We start from the raw sequence: 17,857 nt of genomic DNA on the forward strand, positions 1-17,857 counted from the left end.
TATAAAATAGAGGAAGGTGGGAGAAGGTTTGGAAATTAAGGTCAAACCTGAACAACTCGAACAAATTGCCAAAAACATATCAGAGATGCAAACACACAGCCAGACCATACAACAAAATCTCAATCAATCTATGTTTAGTATTCAAATGCAATGGCAAGGAGCAACGAGTCAACATTTTTATGGGGAATATATGAGATCAATGAGACTCATGGAATCTTACATACGTAACTTACAAGTTACAGAAAAAGAATTACGGCGTATCGCTCAAAAGTTTCGTCAAGCTGATGAAGAATATCAAAAGAAACAAAATGAAAAATTGAAAGAAGCCCATAAAAAAGAAAAGAAACATGAAAAATCATGGTGGGAAAAGGGAATAGAAGGAGCAGCTGAATTCATCGGAGTAAATGATGCAATTCGTGCAGTTACCGGTAAAGACCCTATTACAGGAAAAGAATTATCATCAAAAGAAAGACTCATCGCCGCAGGATGGACGCTCCTAAACTTTGTTCCTGTTGGAAAAGTGGCAAGTCTTGCTGGAAAAGGAATAAAGTATGTCGCTTCTAGCTTTGGGAAGACGATTGTAAAAGCAGGAAAAAAACTAGGCGAAGGCGTAACAATGGTAGCTGGAAAAGCTGGAAAAGCAGCTGTCGATGGCATAAAAACAGCCAGCCACAAAGTAAAAGAGGGTGTAAACTTTGTAGCCTCCACAGCAAAAGGATTTGCCGACAAAATCGGAAGTCTATGGAACAAAGGTGCCACAACCGTAAAAACAACTTTCTTGCAAGGGAATGAAAAGATCCAGCACGCAGTAAAAACATTAATGGAGTACAAATGGATCCCAGGCGAGGGAAAAGGCTTCGCCATAGCTGGAGTAGGAAAGGTCTCAGGAGGAGGACAGTATTCCCTGAAAGAGGCTTATCAGTATATGGAGAGTAAGGTTGTTAAGGGTACGGGTAAAGAATATAAAAACTATAAGGATGTAGAATATACTGGAACAACTAAAGTTAATGGAGAAGTAAGGGATATTAGCAGACGGGTTTTTCAAAGGTTAGATATTGATTATATGAGAATTGACCCTAAAACTGGTATGACAAATCTCCAATTGATGAAAAAAGGAAGAGCACCAATTTGGCAAGATGGGACTGCTATAGAACTTCATCATTTAATTCAAAGAGAGCCCGGATCAATGGTGGAGCTTCCGGGTAGCATGCATAAGGAATATTATAAAATATTGCATGGCTTAGTGGAGAATGGTGGAAGCTTTAGAAACGACCCTGTGTTAAAAAAGCAATATGAAAATTTTAGGTCGAAATATTGGAGATGGAGAGCTAAACAAATAGATAAAGCTGAATTATAAAAGGAGGAATTTTGAATGAATAAAGAGGAATTAACCAATTTTATTAAGGTAAATATGGAATCAGATGACTTTACTGGTGGAGTAGATAAAAAACAAGTTGATTATGTTCAAGATACCCTACAGTTAAAATTGCCAGAAAGTTATAAGTGGTTTTTAACAAATTATGGCTCTGGTGGGTTATTTGGTGTTGATATTTTAGGGGTGGCTAAGTCTAATATAGCTTCTGTTGTTATTGAAACAGAGAGTTATAGGGATTTAGGAATGAGTGAGAATTTAGTAGTTATTGAAAATATTGGGGAATATGCTTATTGTCTAGACACTAGTAATATGGAAAACAATGAGTGCCCAGTAATAGCATGGGATAGACAAGGTGGACTTGATGACTACAATACAGCAAAGAATTTTTATGAGTTTTTATCACAAAGGTTATTAGATGCAAAAGAAGCATGGGAAGAAGAGTTTTAATATAGATAAATGACCTTGTTTAGCTTAAAGCTGAATAAGGTCATTTTTATTATAAGAAGATTAATTGTTCATGATGAATAGAAGTTATAAGTATTATTGATATATTTTTTGTTTTATATATAATTATATTTAAAGTTTTGTGCGTAGGTAGACAAGAAAAGAGAATGAAAACGAATTTGTTTTTGATGTGGATAGAAAAAATATATGGTGTTTGAAAGTAAGTACTCCATGATGGTTGTACCATCATGGAGTACTGTGTGCAATGATAGAATAGAAAACGAAGTACGAGCTTAGGCGATATGACATTTTACTAGGCGATGAATATAATCACATGGAATATATATTAAACTAAAGAACTCGTACAAGCTCGTAAGTTTTAGCGTAGTAGTTGTCACGACATATAAAAGATGTCATACTGTTACTACAAAATATACAAATTTATACTACTTAAAAATAGATGAACTTAAAGCACTTGATTGTCTATGATAGGCAACAAGTGCTTTTTTCGTCTTAGTATAGAAATAAGTTATAATAAAAAAGCTAATATTTTGTTAGATTGAGAAAATAAAGAGTATCTACTAAAAAGCAGCTGTCGATGGTATAAAAACAACCAGCCACAAAGTAAAAGAGGGTGTAAACTTTGTAGCCTCCACAGCAAAAGGATTTGCCGACAAAATCGGAAGCCTATGGAACAAAGGTGCCACAACCGTAAAAACAACCTTCTTGCAAGGGAATGAAAAGATCCAGCACGCAGTAAAAACATTAATGGAGTACAAATGGATCCCAGGCGAGGGAAAAGGCTTCGCCATAGCTGGAGTAGGAAAGGTCTCAGGAGGAGGACAGTATTCTCTGAAAGAGGCTTATCAGTATATGGAAAGTAAGGTTGTTAAGGGTACGGGTGATGTTGGTGATAAAGCCAGTGGAGCTAATATAAAGAAATTAGATGATTTTTCAGGCCCTTTAGAAAATGGTCCATATATTAAAAACGGAAAGCCTAGGGGTAGACCACAATTATCTGGGGAAAAGAAACTTGGATTTGAAAAAGATGTTTTCAATAAACAGATAGACCCAGATGGAATTTTACGAGACCCTAACACTAGTGAGACAATTGACTGGAACCTGGACGACCACGAAAAGGTAAAGTAGATTTTGGGCATACAGAAGGAAATTCGTATAAGAAAATGTTTGAGAAGTATAAACATGGTGAGATTACTCTTGAAGAATTAAAGGAATTTCAGTTTAACCCAGATAATTTCAGATTAGAAACGCCTTCTGCAAATAGGAGTCATAAATATGAGTAGTTAGGAAGATGATGCAATGAAAATATTAAATATTTTTGATGCGGTTAGAGAAGGAACTTATGAAGATTTTAAACGATTTTATGATGGTGATATTAATCAAATTGATAGTGAGTTAGATATCAATTTATTGTGTATGGCAATGATTAATGATAAAAATTCTAGTGAAAAACTTAAGATTATAAAATTTTTGCTAGAAGAGGATATTGATATTAATTATACTACAGCTAAAAATAAAAGGAATGCATTGCATATGTTTTATTTTTGTGTTTTACGTCCAACAATAGAATATGAATTAGAGATAACAAGGTTACTTATTGATAATGAGATTAATATCAATGCTTTAGATAAATATAATGCTATCCCCTTGAAATATGCTATTACGATAAATAAATTGTCTACAAAAGATAATAAAGAGATGTATAAACTACTTATTAGTAGTGGCTCAAAGTATAATTTGAAAGATGAATTTGGAAAATCATGTGTGGATTATGCCAAAGAGTATTCTTGGAGAAATGATTTATTAACTATTATTGAGGAGTGTGAATATGAAAGTTAATAATTCTGACTTTGTAGGTTTTATTGTTTCTAAGAATGTTGTAGCCGGAAAACCAATACGTTATACATTTAGAGAAAAATCAGAAGTTCCTCAATTAAATGGGTGGACTATTTACTCTTTAGAAGATGATGATGAATATGTAAATGATTCTAGTAATTTTCAAGTTTTAGGAGCAAGCTCTATATTAGAAATAGCACCAGTTATGTTAGAAATTTTTGATGCTCCCTATGGAACAGACCTATGTTGGTTGTATAAAGAAGGGGTTCATGTAGGATTTTATGATTTAATAAGTGAAGATGAGAAAGATATTGGTCAAATTGTAAAAGGAAATTGATGCTATTTTGTGAGTTCCATGGGCACTGACAAAAATGCATTTCCAATAAGAAAAGTCAACAGCGACGTTAGGAGAACGTAGTGGTCTGTTGACTTTTTTTATAGTGTTATTTCATGACAAGAGTTATTTATCATCTTCGTTTAAGTTAATGTTTTTATTATTTTTACCAACAATTCGTAGATTATTTAATTTGTTTTTACGAACTTCAAGGATAGCTTTTCCCATGTCTCGTTCGATTCGTTGCTTGTAAAGAAATTCTGTAAATGCTCTAAAGCATTCATTCCCGTTTTCAACATGTGTTCGAATCAATCAATCTAAATAAAAAAGCTCGTCTTTTCCATCCCTATTTTCTCAACAAAAACTGACATTCGCTTGCAAATCCTCAATAATATTAATATCATCGGTCATACCATTGATATTATAGTTTGTCCGCTTGATATTTTAGGATTCCCAATGTTTAAAGGGAATGATGTTAAGCTTACGTTGGAAACAAAAGAAGTAGGGGTAAAAAATACGTAGTTGACTCATATGCACAAAATAAGGGAATAGTATCGAGAAAATTCACTCAGCTTAGTGAAGTACAAGAAAAAACAGCTAAGAGTTATTTAAATGAAATTACAAAAAAATATCCTTCAGTTTCTAAAATATCAAATGGTCCTTTTAATCCTAACGCTCTCAAAGGGGGGCGACTTAAAGGTGAGTTAATATTAGAAGTGCCAGTTCAAAATAAACCAATTTCGCAAACGATTCTTGATGAAGCAACAAAAAATAGGATTATTATTAGGGATATTAAAGGGAAGGTGTATAATTGACTATGAAAATTTATTATTGTGACGAATGGTCGGAAATTAAAAAGAAGCCTTGGAATATTCTAGATGATCGTGATGCATACACATACCATCAAAAACATGAACCATATACGGCGGTATTAACTGAAGATGAAAACCTTAAGTATATTGTAAATGTTACAAATGAATGGGTTTCGGTGGGATTTTATGATGACTTTATTTGTAAGTATTTAAATTATGATTTTGAAGTTATGAGTGAGAGTAAGATATTTTTAAGAACAGCTACGTATTGGGAATATGATGATGAAACTGATACAGAAGTAAGTAGCTTAATTTGGGGATTCCGAGAAAATGGCTATATAGCAATGGAAAAAAGGGATTTAAAGACCGGCTTAGTCGAGGAGCGTGAGATTAGCGATACCCTTGAAAGAAACTGGGACGTATTTCCTGAATTTGGTCATTATATTCATTTGTGTAGAGAGGAAAGATAATGTTTTTAGGAGCACTCTATAGTGCCAAAGCTATCTATAAGAAAGGTGTTATATATCACTAACACATAAGGCAAGCGAACTAAAGATAATTAAAATATTGAATTAGAAAAAAGAAAAATGATATATTTGAAAATAGAGACTCCATGAAGGTAATACCATCATGGAGTACTATTACTATGTGCAATGATAGAATAAAAAAGAAGTACGAGCTTAGGTGAGATGACATTTTACTAGGCGATGAATATAAACACATGGATTGTATATGAAACTAATGAACTCGTATAAACTCGTGAGTTTTAAAATAGTAGTTTTTATGATATACAAAAGGTATCACATTTTTTACTGCAAGATTTACAAATTTATAGTACTTAAAAACATATGAACATAAAGCACTTGATTGTCTATGAGAGGCAACAAGTGTTTTTTTCATTTTAGGATAGAAAAGAGGAGAGTATAATAAATGATAAGTACATATATTGTTTCAGCAAATAGTATAAGAAAATAGATTCTAAAGAGCAGCTGAATTCATCGGAGTAAATGATGCAATTCGTGCAGTTACCGGTAAAGACCCTATTACAGGAAAAGAATTATCACCAAAAGAAAGACTCATTGCCGCAGGATGGACGCTCCTAAACTTTGTTCCTGTTGGAAAAGTGGCAAGTCTTGCTGGAAAAGGAATAAAGTATGTCGCTTCTAGCTTTGGGAAGACAATTGTAAAAGCAGGAAAAAAACTAGGCGAAGGCGTAACAATGGTAGCCGGAAAAGCTGGAAAAGCAGCTGTCGATGGCATAAAAACAGCCAGCCACAAAGTAAAAGAGGGTGTAAACTTTGTAGCCTCCACAGCAAAAGGATTTGCCGACAAAATCGGAAGCCTATGGAACAAAGGTGCCACAACCGTAAAAACAACTTTCTTGCAGGGGAATGAAAAGATCCAGCACGCAGTAAAAACATTAATGGAGTACAAATGGATCCCAGGTGTAGGGAAAGCCTATGTCATGCCTGGAGTAGGAAGGGTCTCAGAGGGGGGACAGTATTCTCTGAAAGAGGCTTATCACAGTATATGGAGAGTAAGGTTGTTAAGGGTACGGGTAAAGGTAGTAAGGCTGTTGATGATGTAGTTAAAGATGGTAGTCACTTTTTAGATGAATTTAAATTGAAACCTAATGTAAAATATGAAACGAATGGATATCTATATCAAACAGATGAACTAGGAAGAATTGAGAGAGCTTCTGGAGAATTAACGTTAGAGATGGGAGAACGTAATAGTAAGCATCAGCTAGCTGCTGGAGGAGAAGACCGAGTCAAAGCTCCTAGTACTCAAGGCGATCATGGTGGACATTTAATCGGTACGCAATTTAATGGATCTCCGCTAATTGATAACATAGTTGCAATGAATGGTAATGTTAATGTAAGTGCTTATAAAAAATTGGAATCTGCTTGGGCAAAAGCTTTAAGAGATAAGCGGGAAGTTATAGTTGATATTAGACCTGTATATGAAGGGAATTCTGTGAGGCCTGTAAGCTTTAACATAAAATATAGAATTGATGGAGAAAAATTTAAAGCTAGTTTGAAAAATGTATATGGAGGAAAGTAAATGAATACAGAGAACTTGGAAAGTATTTATCAAAAAGTAGCTATACAGTTAAACAATATTATTCCAGAACCATGGGAAAAAGTAATGGTATATTCAGAAGTTGAGGAATATAGTGATTCGACGGTATTTTTCTACTATCCAAAAAATAAGCAGGAACCAATATACAGTTTAGATATTGAAGATATGGAAGGGATTGATGAAGACGAGACTGATCGTCAATTAAATCTTCTTGACAGCCTCTTTAGAGAGTTATGGGAAGAATTTAAAAGAAATAAGCAGGAACCTTGGACTAATTTAACATTTGAGTTATATTCTACTGGTAAGTTTGATATTGAATTTGATTATACTTTATTAGACGAAGAAAATAATTATAATCATTATGAGAGATTAATTATATGGAAGTATAAAAAATTAGGAATTTCCCCTGATGAAAAGAGAGAAAGTGATGTGAAACTAATTAGAGAATATATTAATACACAAAAATGATCTCTACTAGAGTTATAGATATAAGGTGTTTGAAAATACATACTCCATGATGGTTATACCATCATGGAGTACGGTGTGCAATGATAGAATAGAAAACGAGGTACGAGCTTAGACGATATGACATTTTACATGGCGGTGAATATAAACACATGGAGTGAGCATGAAACTAACGAACTCGTACAAACTCGTAAGTTTTAACGTAGTAGTTATCATGACATGTAAAGGGTGTCATACTGTTACTACAAAACTTATAAATTTCCGCTACTTAAAAACATATGAACTTAAAGCACTTGATTGTCAATTATGGCAACAAGTGCTTTTTTGCATTTTAGTGTAGAAATAAGTTGGTAAACGTATAATTTTATAAGTGTATTAAGTGTTAAAATTTATAGATTGTAGTGGCTTTGTACAGTGTACGACATTACTAGAGAAAAAATTATTGTAAAAATTAAGGGGTGTATTATGTTTTGAAGTCATCGTAAAGTACGATTTAACGGTTGATGTAAGAGTACATCCAATAACAGGTGGAGTCGCCTACTACAGCGGTAACTAACGTTATTCAACAAAAAGAGTCATCGTAACAACAAGATAAAGATGATCCAGAAGAAGGTACTGCTGATAGTGATGATGATGACGGAGGATCATAAAAAGGTTTCTCAACAAATTTTAATATATCCCTTGACAGTTACAAATATAACCGATATACTTCATATTAATTTCAAAAGAAAATATATTCTAAATATTTAAATGTGTTGAATAGGAGTAGTAAGGTCGTATATTTGTACAGAGAGCTATGGGTTGGTGTGACATAGTCAAATGACATCCTGAACTCGCCTAGGAGCAGTAAGGTGGAACGGAATCACATTCTTAGTAAATCTTAACGGTTAACCTTCGATATTAGGTTTGTAATCAAACGATTACTACTAAGGTGGATTCATAATGGAATCAATAAGGGTGGTACCGCGTTAAGTAAATGGCTTAGCGTCTCTTTATATAGAGACGTTGAGCCATTTTTTTATTTTATGGAAATAGAAATGGAGGGTTTATTCGGATTGGTCTATAAAATTTAATTATTTATATAAAATGATTTTATTAGGAGGAAAATGAGATGAAACAGACGGAGCAATGGACTTCGAAATTAGGTTTTATAATGGCAGCAGCAGGATCGGCAATTGGACTTGGCGCAATATGGAAGTTTCCTTATATCGCTGGGAAAAGCGGGGGAGGAGCATTCTTTTTAATCTTTATATTATTTACTGTATTAATTGGATTACCACTACTTATAGCTGAATTTATGATTGGACGTAGTACGCAGAAACAAGCAGTTGGCGCATTTAAAAGTATTGCACCAAATACAGGGTGGCACTGGATTGGACGCCTTGGCGTCGGAACGTGTTTTATACTACTTTCGTTTTATAGTGTTGTAGGTGGATGGGTGTTAATTTATTTATTCAGAGGAGTAACGGGACAACTTATTACTCCAGGACAAAATTACGGTTCATTATTTACTGAAACAATTGGAAATCCTGTTTGGGCAATTATGGGACATTTCGCTTTTATGTTCATTACGATTTGGGTCGTATCAAAAGGTGTACAAAACGGAATTGAAAAAGCAAGTAAATATATGTTGCCAGCGTTGTTCGTTTTATTTGTCGCTCTTATTGTTCGCTCATTAACACTTGATAATGCAATGGAAGGTGTGAAGTTTTTCTTACAACCAGACTTCTCAAAGATTACTTCAGAAAGTATTTTGTTCGCAATGGGACAATCTTTCTTTGCGATTAGTATCGGGATATCGATTATGGTCACGTATAGTTCCTATTTAAATAAAAAAGAAAGTTTACCAAAATCAGCAATAACAATTGTTGGATTGAATTTATTTGTTTCATTATTTGCAGGACTTGCAATTTTTCCGGCCGTATTTTCATTAGGAATGGAGCCAACAGAAGGGCCTGGATTACTATTTATCGTATTACCATCAGTATTTAGTCAAATTCCATTTGGTGGGTTTTTCTTAACAGTATTCCTTGCACTATTTACATTTGCGACATTAACATCGGCATTTTCACTATTAGAGACAGTTGTTTCAGCAGTAGCAAATGGCGAACAAGAAAGAAGAACAAAGTTATCATGGATGATCGGTTTCTGCATTTTCTTAGTAGGTATACCATCAGCGTTATCATTTGGAGTATGGAGTGATATTACGATTTTCGGAAAAAATATTTTTGATGCAGTAGACTTCTTATCTAGTAATATATTAATGCCACTTGGTGCACTATTCATTAGTATTTTCGTTTCATTTAAAATGGAAAAAAAGGTATTAGAAGCAGAGTTTTTTGTAGGTGGAAATTATGGAAAGAAAGTATTTACTTGTTGGGCGTTTTTACTTCGATTTGTAGCACCACTCGCAATCATTATCGTCTTTTTAAATGTAATAGGGATTATTTAACAGTTGATGTTATAATATTCAGTAAAAAAAGAAGGTGATGATCATAAAGGCGAATTTGATAGAAGCAGGGAAATACATGCATATTAGAGGAAAAAAGCTATACGTTGAAACGCATGGAAACCCTAAAAATAAACCAGTTCTATACTTGCATGGTGGACCAGGAGAAAGTTGTTACGATTTTTCATTTCATCAAGCGGAACGTTTAAAAGATTCTTTATATGTAATTATGATAGATCAAAGAGGTGTTTGTCGCTCAGAAGAAATTACTGAGGACGAAGATTTTGGATTAAAAGATTTAATTGAAGACTGTGAGGAATTAAAAAAAGTATTACAAATTGAGAAGTGGTCTGTAATTGGACATTCTTTCGGTGGATATGTAGCATTGTTATATGCGTCGATATATCCAAGTTCAATAGAGAAAATAATATTTGAAGGGCCAACTTTTGATTTTGCATTAACAAGTAGAGCTTTATTACAAAAGACAGCGGACTTATTAAAAAAATATGGAAAAGAAGAAGTAGCAAAAGCGTGTTTATTTTATTCATCTAGCAATGCTTGTTCAGAAGAGTTGTTAGAAGCTTATATAAGATTAAGTGATGAATTAGAAGAAAAAAGAATGGAGATTTACAATAATAAGGAAGATGAGACAGATGAGAGTTTATATAGTGATGAAGAGTGGGAAGAATTTTCAAATCGCTCCAAAATTCACTTTGATAGATTAAAATTAGAGGGAGCATGTCATACGTCATTATTATCTAAAATAAAAGATGTACAGAATCCAATGTTATTAATAGTAGGAAAACATGATGTTGTAACGTGTGAAAAACAAATTGAAATATTTAATAAAGATGCCCGAAACGGCAAGTATATCGTATTTGAAGAAAGTGGTCATTCACCTCATTATGAGGAAGCAAATAGGTTTGCAGAAACAGTCATACATTTTTTGAAATGAAGAAAAGGGTGCTTCTCTAAATAAGAAGCATCCTTTCTAAATTTCTGGATATGTGATTGTAATGCTAGGCCACTTACTTTGCCAGTTCTTTTTAATAACTCTGTTTTTGTACATATGTATACGCTCTTTCGATTCCAGAAAATGAGCTGTTGGTCTCACTTGTAAGGAAAGAACATCTTCAATGCCGCACGGAGCTGTTAATATAACATTGTTTTTTTCATCTAATGTAACCCCTAAAGACGTTGCTGTTTCAGGGAATTTAGAAATAGCATCAACAGAAGAAGAATACGGTGGCATATTATTTACTACGTGCATACGAGCTTGATTCTTTACAGACCAAGGGATAGAGGCATCCAAATTTATCAGTTTCTTTTCTAATAATTGTTCGTATATCTCATCTTTACGAAAAGGATCAAAATAAATGACATCAACGTCTGGTATAGTTGTTCTTATTTCGTAGTTATGTAAAGTATCCCAAATTTTAGAACGAACAAACCCGGCACAAATCCACCAATCAGGTAATTCTAGTGATTTTGCTAATTGTAATACGTCCATCATCCATTCGTCGTTTTCTATTAAGCGAATGATATGTTGCTCTGTTTGGATATTCATTGATATATTCACCTTTCTAGTAAATTAATGTATTAGTTCAATAATCCATAAAATCCAGTAAGCACCTGGTACAAATAGTAGTTGTGCTAATAATGTACCAAAAAGTCTAGAAATCATTAGCCAACCGTACATTTTACTCATAGACTCAGCACCATTCTCTGATTGTAAAGCACGTTCTGTTAAAAGAGCGATGCGTGGATCGAGTAGTACGGTTAATAAAATTGTAGCAAAACCATTTACAAGACCAGAAGCTGTACTTGCGTTTGTTGCATAATCTGGATTTAGAAATGAAGCGTAAAGGGCAGAAAGAACACCTGCTGTATAAATAGCAGTAGCAAACATATTAATAAGCATAATACGTTTTGGAATACCACCAATGCGTAGTCTATGAATCATTTCGAACTTTGGAAACCGTACATATTTTTTTGTGTACTTTAATTTTTGAATGTTATTCGTCTTCATCATTCGAATGAATGAACCATCTGTTTCAAAATTTTGAATGACGTATCCAAATAGTTTTGTCAAAGTTGGATATAGTATAATCGCAAGCAACGTACCAACAGAAGCCGATAATAGAACGAGTCGCATAATATTCTCTAAATCAATAGAAGAATCTAGTTTTGCTTCATCGACAATCCCGCCAAGTAAAAAGGCTTGTAGTAAGTTTGACGTTCTTGAAATGAGCAATACGATTCCTACGACAGATAATGCAACAGCGATCTTCTTTAAACGAACGCCTGCTAATCGAATACTATAAGAGCTTGTTTCAACTGCGTGGATTATAATCGTGAAAGCCATTATAAAAATTAACGTAATTACCATTTGTTTCACCAGTTTCTATTAAAATAATTGTAACTTTTTTACTTTATCATATCTATTACATTTTGTAAGTGAAAGTATGTGACATAGGAAAAGTAATTTTTCAGAAAAAAAGATAATGATAGTATTATAATAGAAGGGAAAGAGGGGGAAATCTGTTATAGGTTACTTATAAAGTAAAACGAGTGGGGGATTGAAACGTGTACACAACATATTTATTTGATTTAGATGGAACATTAACGGATCCGAAAGAAGGGATTGTAAATTCAGTATTGTATGCATTAAAAAAGGTTGGCATTGAAGAATTACATATAAGCGAGTTAGATTCATTTATCGGTCCACCCATCCAGCAATCATTTGTAGAGAGATATAATATGAATGAAGGAGAAGTTGAACGAGCTGTTTTTTATTTCAGAGAATATTTAAAGCAACGTGGATTGTTGGAGAATAATGTTTACGAGGGTATTCCAAATCTTTTAAAACAATTAAAAGATACTGGAAATCGTTTATTTATAGCAACTTCAAAGCCTACTATATTTGCTGAACAAGTTGTAGAGCATTTTCAACTAACAAATTATTTCGAAGGTATCATTGGAAGTAATTTAGATGGTACAAGAATAAAAAAAGAAGAAATCATTGCTCATATTTTACAAACAAATGAAGAACTTAATAAAGAAGAAATTGTTATGATTGGAGATAGAAAGCACGATATAATCGGCGCGAATCATAATGAAATTGCATCGATCGGCGTTTTATATGGCTATGGTAGTGAAATGGAATTGACTGAAGTTGGTGCGACTCATATCGTAAATGATGTAAAAGAACTACATCATTTTTGTTTAGAAAATAGTTTGATAAAGAAGTAAATATAGAGACTAATAATCCCTTTATAACGTATGATGATGAAATCGTTTTTTGTTTAAAGGGATTTTTCATATGTAATCGAATACTTATAATTAGACATTTTTAGCATGAAAAATTTGTATGAATAAGAGGAGGGATGTCAGAATCAAAAGATTAGTAGTAGAAGTTTATCAATAAAAGTTTGAATCTTCTGTTAAAGGAGGGGTATAATTGGAGCTAGTTATTATATTATTAGCACTTAGTTTACTTATGTTTGTAGCTTATAGAGGCTTTTCTGTTATTTTATTTGCACCGATTTTTGCTTTATTTGCAGTGTTTTTGACAGAGCCTAGTTTTGTATTACCTTTCTTTTCGAATATTTTTATGGAGAAAATGGTAGGTTTTATTAAACTATATTTTCCTGTATTTTTACTTGGAGCAATATTTGGGAAAGTAGTAGAAATGTCAGGAATTGCGGACTCAATTGCAAAGACAATTATAGAGTTAGTTGGTGAAAAACGTACGATATTAGCAATTGTATTAATGGGGGCTATTTTAACATATAGCGGTGTTAGTGTGTATGTAGTAGTGTTTGCTGTATATCCATTCGCAGCAAAGCTGTTTCGACAAGCGAATATTCCAAAACGTTTAATCCCTGGAACGATTGTTCTTGGAGCGGTCACGTTTACGATGGATGCGCTACCTGGATCACCACAAATTCAAAACGTAATACCTACAACGTTTTTTAAAACAGACATTTATGCTGCGCCGATACTTGGTATTGTAGGGGCAATTTTTGTACTTACGTTAGGTTTACTATATTTAGAGAGTAGACGTAAGAAGGCGAAAGCAGCTGGAGAAGGATATTTTGGTTTTAACGATGGGAATACGGAAATGGCAGCTTCTTTACAAGTAGAACAAAAAGATATGCCGTTACTGAAAAGTCTTGAAATTACAAGAGCACAGCAAGTAATTGCTTTTATACCACTTGTTTTAGTAGGTGTAATGAATAAAGTTTTTACTATTATGATACCGAAGTGGTATCCGAATGGTTTTGATTTTTCTACAATTGGTATGAAAGCATTTGGAAAAGTAGAATTAAGTGCAGTAGTTGGAATTTGGTCGGTAGAATTGGCACTTATAATAGGTATTGTAACAACGTTATTATTATATTGGAAACGAGTCGTAACAGGATTTCAAGCTGGATTGAATACAAGTATTGGCGGAGCGTTACTTGCGACAATGAATACAGGAGCTGAGTTTGGTTTTGGTGGTGTCATCGCCGCACTTCCAGGTTTTGCAATCATGAGAGATGGCATTTCTGCCACATTCACAAACCCTCTCGTGAATGGAGCAGTCACGACGAATATTTTAGCCGGTATTACAGGCTCTGCATCAGGAGGAATGGGAATCGTTTTAAGTGCAATGGGAGATAAGTTTATTGCAGCGGCTCATCAATTTGATATTCCGTTAGAAGTAATGCATCGTATCGTATCAATGGCATCAGGTGGAATGGATACACTACCACATAACGGGGCTATTATTACTATTCTTACAGTAACAGGATTAACTCATAAACAGTCATATAAAGATATATTTGCAATTACAGTTTTGAAAACGCTTGCTGTATTTTTAGTTATCGCGTTCTATACTTTAACAGGGATTTATTAAATAGATATTTTATAGACGAAAACATGAATTAGGGAAAGAAGGGGTGGAGTAGTTGCAAGAAGTTGCTGAATTTCGTATGCCGAAGTCTGTATTATATGGAAGAAATTCGCTTGAAAAACTGGGGGAACAATCCAAGAAATTCGGGAAAAGAGCGTTTATAGTTACGGATACAATTATGGAGAATTTAGGATATGTTGAGAGTTGTATACAACAATTAAATACAAAAGGTATTACCGTTATTACATATAATAAGGTAAATGCTGAGCCTACAAATATACACGTGTTAGAGGCGTTAACTATTTGTAAAGAAGAAAAGTGTGATTTTATTATCGGTCTTGGTGGTGGAAGTTGTATTGATGCAGCAAAAGCAGTTGCGGTGTTATATACAAATGGCGGAGAAGTAGAAGATTATGTCCAAAAGGATATGGAAATAGACAATGATCCGCTACCGCTCATTGCAATTCCAACAACTTCGGGTACTGGGTCAGAAGTAACAAGTGTAGCAGTAATTACGAATAAACGAACAGATGTAAAAATGATGATGAAGCATCCGAGTTTTACCCCGCAAGTAGCGATTATTGATCCGATTTTAACACGTTCTGTACCACCTCATATTACAGCAGCAACAGGGATCGATGCATTATGTCATGCAGTCGAAGCATATATTTCTAAAGTTTCACAATCACTTACAGATGTACTCGCTCTTTCAGCAATTGAAAGTATTATGAAATATTTACGTATTGCTTATGAAGATGGGGAGAATATGGAGGCAAGAGAAGCGATGATGATTGCTTCCTTACAAGCTGGAATTGCATTTTCAAACGCATCTGTTACGTTAGTTCATGGAATGTCGAGGCCAGTTGGGGCATTATTTCATGTACCACACGGTATATCAAATGCAATACTATTACCTACAGTTTTAGAATATACAAAAGGTAGTGCGGTAAAAAGATTAGCGGAAATCGGCCGCTGTTTAAATAAAGATTTGTATTCCTATTGTGATGAAGAAGTAGCCGACTACACGCTGGGGGAAATAAAAAAACTTTGTTTTGATCTTCGTATTCCAAATTTAAAAGAATACGGAATTGGTGAAGTTGAATTTGAAAAAGCTATTTCTAAAATGGCGTCAGATGCAATTGAAAGTGGAAGTCCAGCAAATAACCCACGTGTGCCATCATATGATGAAATTAAACAGTTGTATCGAGAATGTTTTCATTATCGATATGAAGATTCTATAAAAACATTAGGTGATTAATTTCAGAATATTCTTATAAAATTTCCTTGGAAATAGTTAAAGCAAGACTTTATATATCAAACGTAAAGTCTTGTTTTATTATGTATAATATACATAATAAAATTTCGAAATTATCTTGAATAAATAGTATAAGGTGGGTGTGGGTTTAATGAAAACGATAGGTCTTATTGGTGGTATGAGTTGGGAATCAACTGCTGAATATTATCGAATCATAAATGAAGAAATAAAAAGTAGATTAGGTGGGTTACATTCAGCTAAATGTTTAATTAATAGTGTAGACTTTGAAGAGATTGAAGGATTCCAGTCTAGCGGTGATTGGGATAGTGCAGGAGAAATTCTAGGGAATGCAGCATATTCATTACAAATGGGAGGCGCAGACTTTATTATTATTTGCACAAATACAATGCATAAAGTAATTGAGAAAATAAAGGAGAATATTCATATTCCAGTTTTACATATCGCAGATGCAACTGCGAAAGAAATGAAAAGAAAAGGTATTCAAACTGTTGGTTTACTTGGAACAAAATATACAATGGAGCAAGATTTCTATAAATCACGTATTAAAGAGAATGATATAAAAGTCATAGTGCCATTAGAAAAAAATAGAGAAAAAATAAACGAAGTCATATATACAGAATTATGTTTAGGAAAAATCGTATCTCAATCCAGAGAGTATTATAAAACAGTTATAGAAGATTTAGTGCAAAAAGGCGCACAGGGTATCATTTTAGGATGTACAGAAATAGGATTATTAATAAAGCAGGAAGACGTATCCATTCCAATATTCGATACGACTTATATACATGCAGTTGAAGCAGTTAATTTCGCTGCAGGAAATAGATTATAATTATATTATGTAACCTAATTTGTATATGTGGAAAACATTCAGAAAATATTTTATAATGTAAGTGGTTACATGTAAGGGGGAATGCGTATGTTTTCAGTTCAACCAATCGCATTTGTACATAATGAAAGAAAGGAAATAAAAGACGATGAGTGGGGAGAAGTAAAATCCTATATTACTTTAACGGAAATGTATACAGAAGAAAGTATACAAGGGATTGAAGATTTTTCTCATATTGAAGTAGTTTTTTATTTTCACAAAGTAACTGATGAACAAATTCAATATGTTGCTAGACATCCTAGAAATAATCATGATTATCCTAAAGTAGGGATTTTTGCACAGCGCGGGAAAAATCGTCCGAATCGTATAGGAGCAACCATTGTAAAGGTAATGAAAAGAGAAGGTAAATCAATTATTGTTGAGGGGTTAGATGCTATTGATGGTACCCCTATATTGGATATAAAGCCGATAATGAAAGAGTTTATGCCGAAAGAAGAAATCGTACAGCCTAAATGGGCCACGGATATAATGAGACAGTATTGGAAGGGGAATGGAGTAAAATGAGAATATATGAGGCAACAATTGCAGATTTAGATGGACTAGCATCAGTTTTTAATAACTATCGTATGTTTTATAGACAAGATTCCGATTTAGAAGGAGCAAAAGTATTTTTACGAAATCGAATCGAGAAAAAAGAATCAGTTATTTTCGTGGCAGTTGAAGACGGGGAATATATTGGATTCACGCAATTATATCCATCATTTTCTTCTATTTCGATGAAAGAATTATGGATTTTAAATGATTTATTTGTGCAAGCTGCTAAGCGCGGAGCAGGAACAGGAAAAAAATTATTAGAAGCTGCGAAAGAATTTGCCTTAGAAAATGGTGCAAAAGGTGTAAAATTACAAACGGAGATTGATAATTTATCAGCGCAGCGATTATACGCTGAAAATGGTTATTTGAGAGATAATCGTTATTTCCATTATGAATTGACGTTTTAAAAAATATTAGATGAAAAGAGGCGCTTTCATTTTGAAGGC

The 17,857-nt window shown here is 33.6% G+C and carries 17 protein-coding genes, 3 pseudogenes and 1 other annotated feature; of the genes and pseudogenes, 18 read left to right on the forward strand and 2 right to left on the reverse strand.

Annotation, left to right across the window (positions count from 1 at the left end; translation table 11 throughout):
- Positions 1-28 precede the first annotated feature (28 nt).
- The 12 genes and pseudogenes from PSR14_RS11640 (at position 29) to PSR14_RS11695 (ending at position 10,773) form a co-directional block, all read left to right on the forward strand.
- A complete protein-coding gene (locus PSR14_RS11640; protein ID WP_130777023.1) occupies positions 29-1,357 on the forward strand; it encodes a WXG100 family type VII secretion target in 1,329 nt (442 codons plus the stop codon).
- A 15-nt stretch (positions 1,358-1,372) separates the two neighbouring features.
- Positions 1,373-1,822, forward strand: coding sequence for an SMI1/KNR4 family protein (locus PSR14_RS11645; protein ID WP_001030889.1), 450 nt, complete (start codon positions 1,373-1,375; stop codon positions 1,820-1,822).
- A 342-nt stretch (positions 1,823-2,164) separates the two neighbouring features.
- Positions 2,165-2,382, forward strand: a pseudogene (locus PSR14_RS11650) (hypothetical protein).
- A 22-nt stretch (positions 2,383-2,404) separates the two neighbouring features.
- A pseudogene (locus PSR14_RS11655) lies at positions 2,405-2,728 on the forward strand (hypothetical protein); the annotation flags it as partial.
- A 275-nt stretch (positions 2,729-3,003) separates the two neighbouring features.
- A complete protein-coding gene (locus PSR14_RS11660; protein WP_001998786.1) occupies positions 3,004-3,123 on the forward strand; it encodes a GH-E family nuclease in 120 nt (39 codons plus the stop codon).
- 16 nt (positions 3,124-3,139) lie between these two features.
- A complete protein-coding gene (locus PSR14_RS11665) occupies positions 3,140-3,679 on the forward strand; it encodes an ankyrin repeat domain-containing protein (protein WP_000698516.1) in 540 nt (179 codons plus the stop codon).
- A complete protein-coding gene (locus PSR14_RS11670; protein WP_113732860.1) occupies positions 3,669-4,013 on the forward strand; it encodes a DUF2185 domain-containing protein in 345 nt (114 codons plus the stop codon). The genes PSR14_RS11665 and PSR14_RS11670 overlap by 11 nt, the downstream gene beginning before the upstream one ends.
- Before the next feature lie 814 nt (positions 4,014-4,827).
- Positions 4,828-5,292, forward strand: coding sequence for a hypothetical protein (locus tag PSR14_RS11675; protein ID WP_000708805.1), 465 nt, complete (start codon positions 4,828-4,830; stop codon positions 5,290-5,292).
- Positions 5,293-5,807: 515 nt separating this feature from the next.
- Positions 5,808-6,886 (forward strand): annotated as a pseudogene (locus PSR14_RS11680) (DNA/RNA non-specific endonuclease); the annotation flags it as partial.
- On the forward strand, positions 6,887-7,372 hold the full coding sequence (locus PSR14_RS11685) for an immunity protein YezG family protein (protein WP_001091052.1): 486 nt from the start codon (positions 6,887-6,889) through the stop codon (positions 7,370-7,372).
- Positions 7,373-8,115: 743 nt separating this feature from the next.
- Positions 8,116-8,364 (forward strand) — a binding site (T-box leader).
- 116 nt (positions 8,365-8,480) lie between these two features.
- Entirely contained in the window at positions 8,481-9,821 is a 1,341-nt protein-coding gene (locus PSR14_RS11690; protein WP_000814557.1) for a sodium-dependent transporter, read from the forward strand.
- A 37-nt stretch (positions 9,822-9,858) separates the two neighbouring features.
- Complete coding sequence (locus tag PSR14_RS11695; RefSeq protein WP_000584222.1) at positions 9,859-10,773, forward strand: alpha/beta fold hydrolase; 915 nt, start codon at positions 9,859-9,861, stop codon at positions 10,771-10,773.
- Between the two features lie 36 nt (positions 10,774-10,809).
- On the opposite strand, the gene PSR14_RS11700 is transcribed toward PSR14_RS11695, so the two are convergent.
- Both PSR14_RS11700 and PSR14_RS11705 read right to left on the reverse strand, forming a co-directional pair.
- A complete protein-coding gene (locus tag PSR14_RS11700; RefSeq protein ID WP_001025800.1) occupies positions 10,810-11,385 on the reverse strand; it encodes a nucleotidyltransferase family protein in 576 nt (191 codons plus the stop codon).
- A 24-nt stretch (positions 11,386-11,409) separates the two neighbouring features.
- Positions 11,410-12,207, reverse strand: coding sequence for a lipid II flippase Amj family protein (locus PSR14_RS11705; protein WP_000237160.1), 798 nt, complete (start codon positions 12,205-12,207; stop codon positions 11,410-11,412).
- A 197-nt stretch (positions 12,208-12,404) separates the two neighbouring features.
- Here PSR14_RS11705 and PSR14_RS11710 point away from each other — a divergent pair, with 197 nt between their 5' ends.
- The 6 genes from PSR14_RS11710 to PSR14_RS11735 all read left to right on the forward strand — a co-directional run bounded on the left by PSR14_RS11710 (position 12,405) and on the right by PSR14_RS11735 (position 17,818).
- Positions 12,405-13,070: an HAD family hydrolase gene (locus tag PSR14_RS11710; RefSeq protein WP_000288833.1), complete on the forward strand. Its 666-nt coding sequence runs from the start codon at positions 12,405-12,407 to the stop codon at positions 13,068-13,070.
- A gap of 208 nt (positions 13,071-13,278) precedes the next feature.
- The gene (locus PSR14_RS11715; RefSeq protein WP_000424306.1) at positions 13,279-14,718 is read left to right on the forward strand and encodes a GntP family permease; all 1,440 of its coding nucleotides are present in this window, start codon (positions 13,279-13,281) and stop codon (positions 14,716-14,718) included.
- 52 nt (positions 14,719-14,770) lie between these two features.
- Entirely contained in the window at positions 14,771-15,973 is a 1,203-nt protein-coding gene (gene eutG, locus PSR14_RS11720; protein ID WP_001158502.1) for an alcohol dehydrogenase EutG, read from the forward strand.
- Between the two features lie 148 nt (positions 15,974-16,121).
- Positions 16,122-16,820: an aspartate/glutamate racemase family protein gene (locus tag PSR14_RS11725; protein WP_000848548.1), complete on the forward strand. Its 699-nt coding sequence runs from the start codon at positions 16,122-16,124 to the stop codon at positions 16,818-16,820.
- Between the two features lie 87 nt (positions 16,821-16,907).
- On the forward strand, positions 16,908-17,381 hold the full coding sequence (tsaA, locus tag PSR14_RS11730) for a tRNA (N6-threonylcarbamoyladenosine(37)-N6)-methyltransferase TrmO (RefSeq protein ID WP_000493235.1): 474 nt from the start codon (positions 16,908-16,910) through the stop codon (positions 17,379-17,381).
- Positions 17,378-17,818 carry a GNAT family N-acetyltransferase gene (locus PSR14_RS11735; protein WP_001223863.1) on the forward strand — a complete coding sequence of 147 codons (441 nt, stop codon included), beginning with the start codon at positions 17,378-17,380 and terminating at the stop codon, positions 17,816-17,818. Before tsaA ends, PSR14_RS11735 begins: the two co-directional genes overlap by 4 nt.
- Positions 17,819-17,857: the final 39 nt, after the last annotated feature.

It is taken from the genome of Bacillus sp. A01H (assembly GCF_045277205.1).
In the GTDB taxonomy this organism is placed as follows: Bacteria; Bacillota; Bacilli; order Bacillales; family Bacillaceae_G; genus Bacillus_A; species Bacillus_A paranthracis.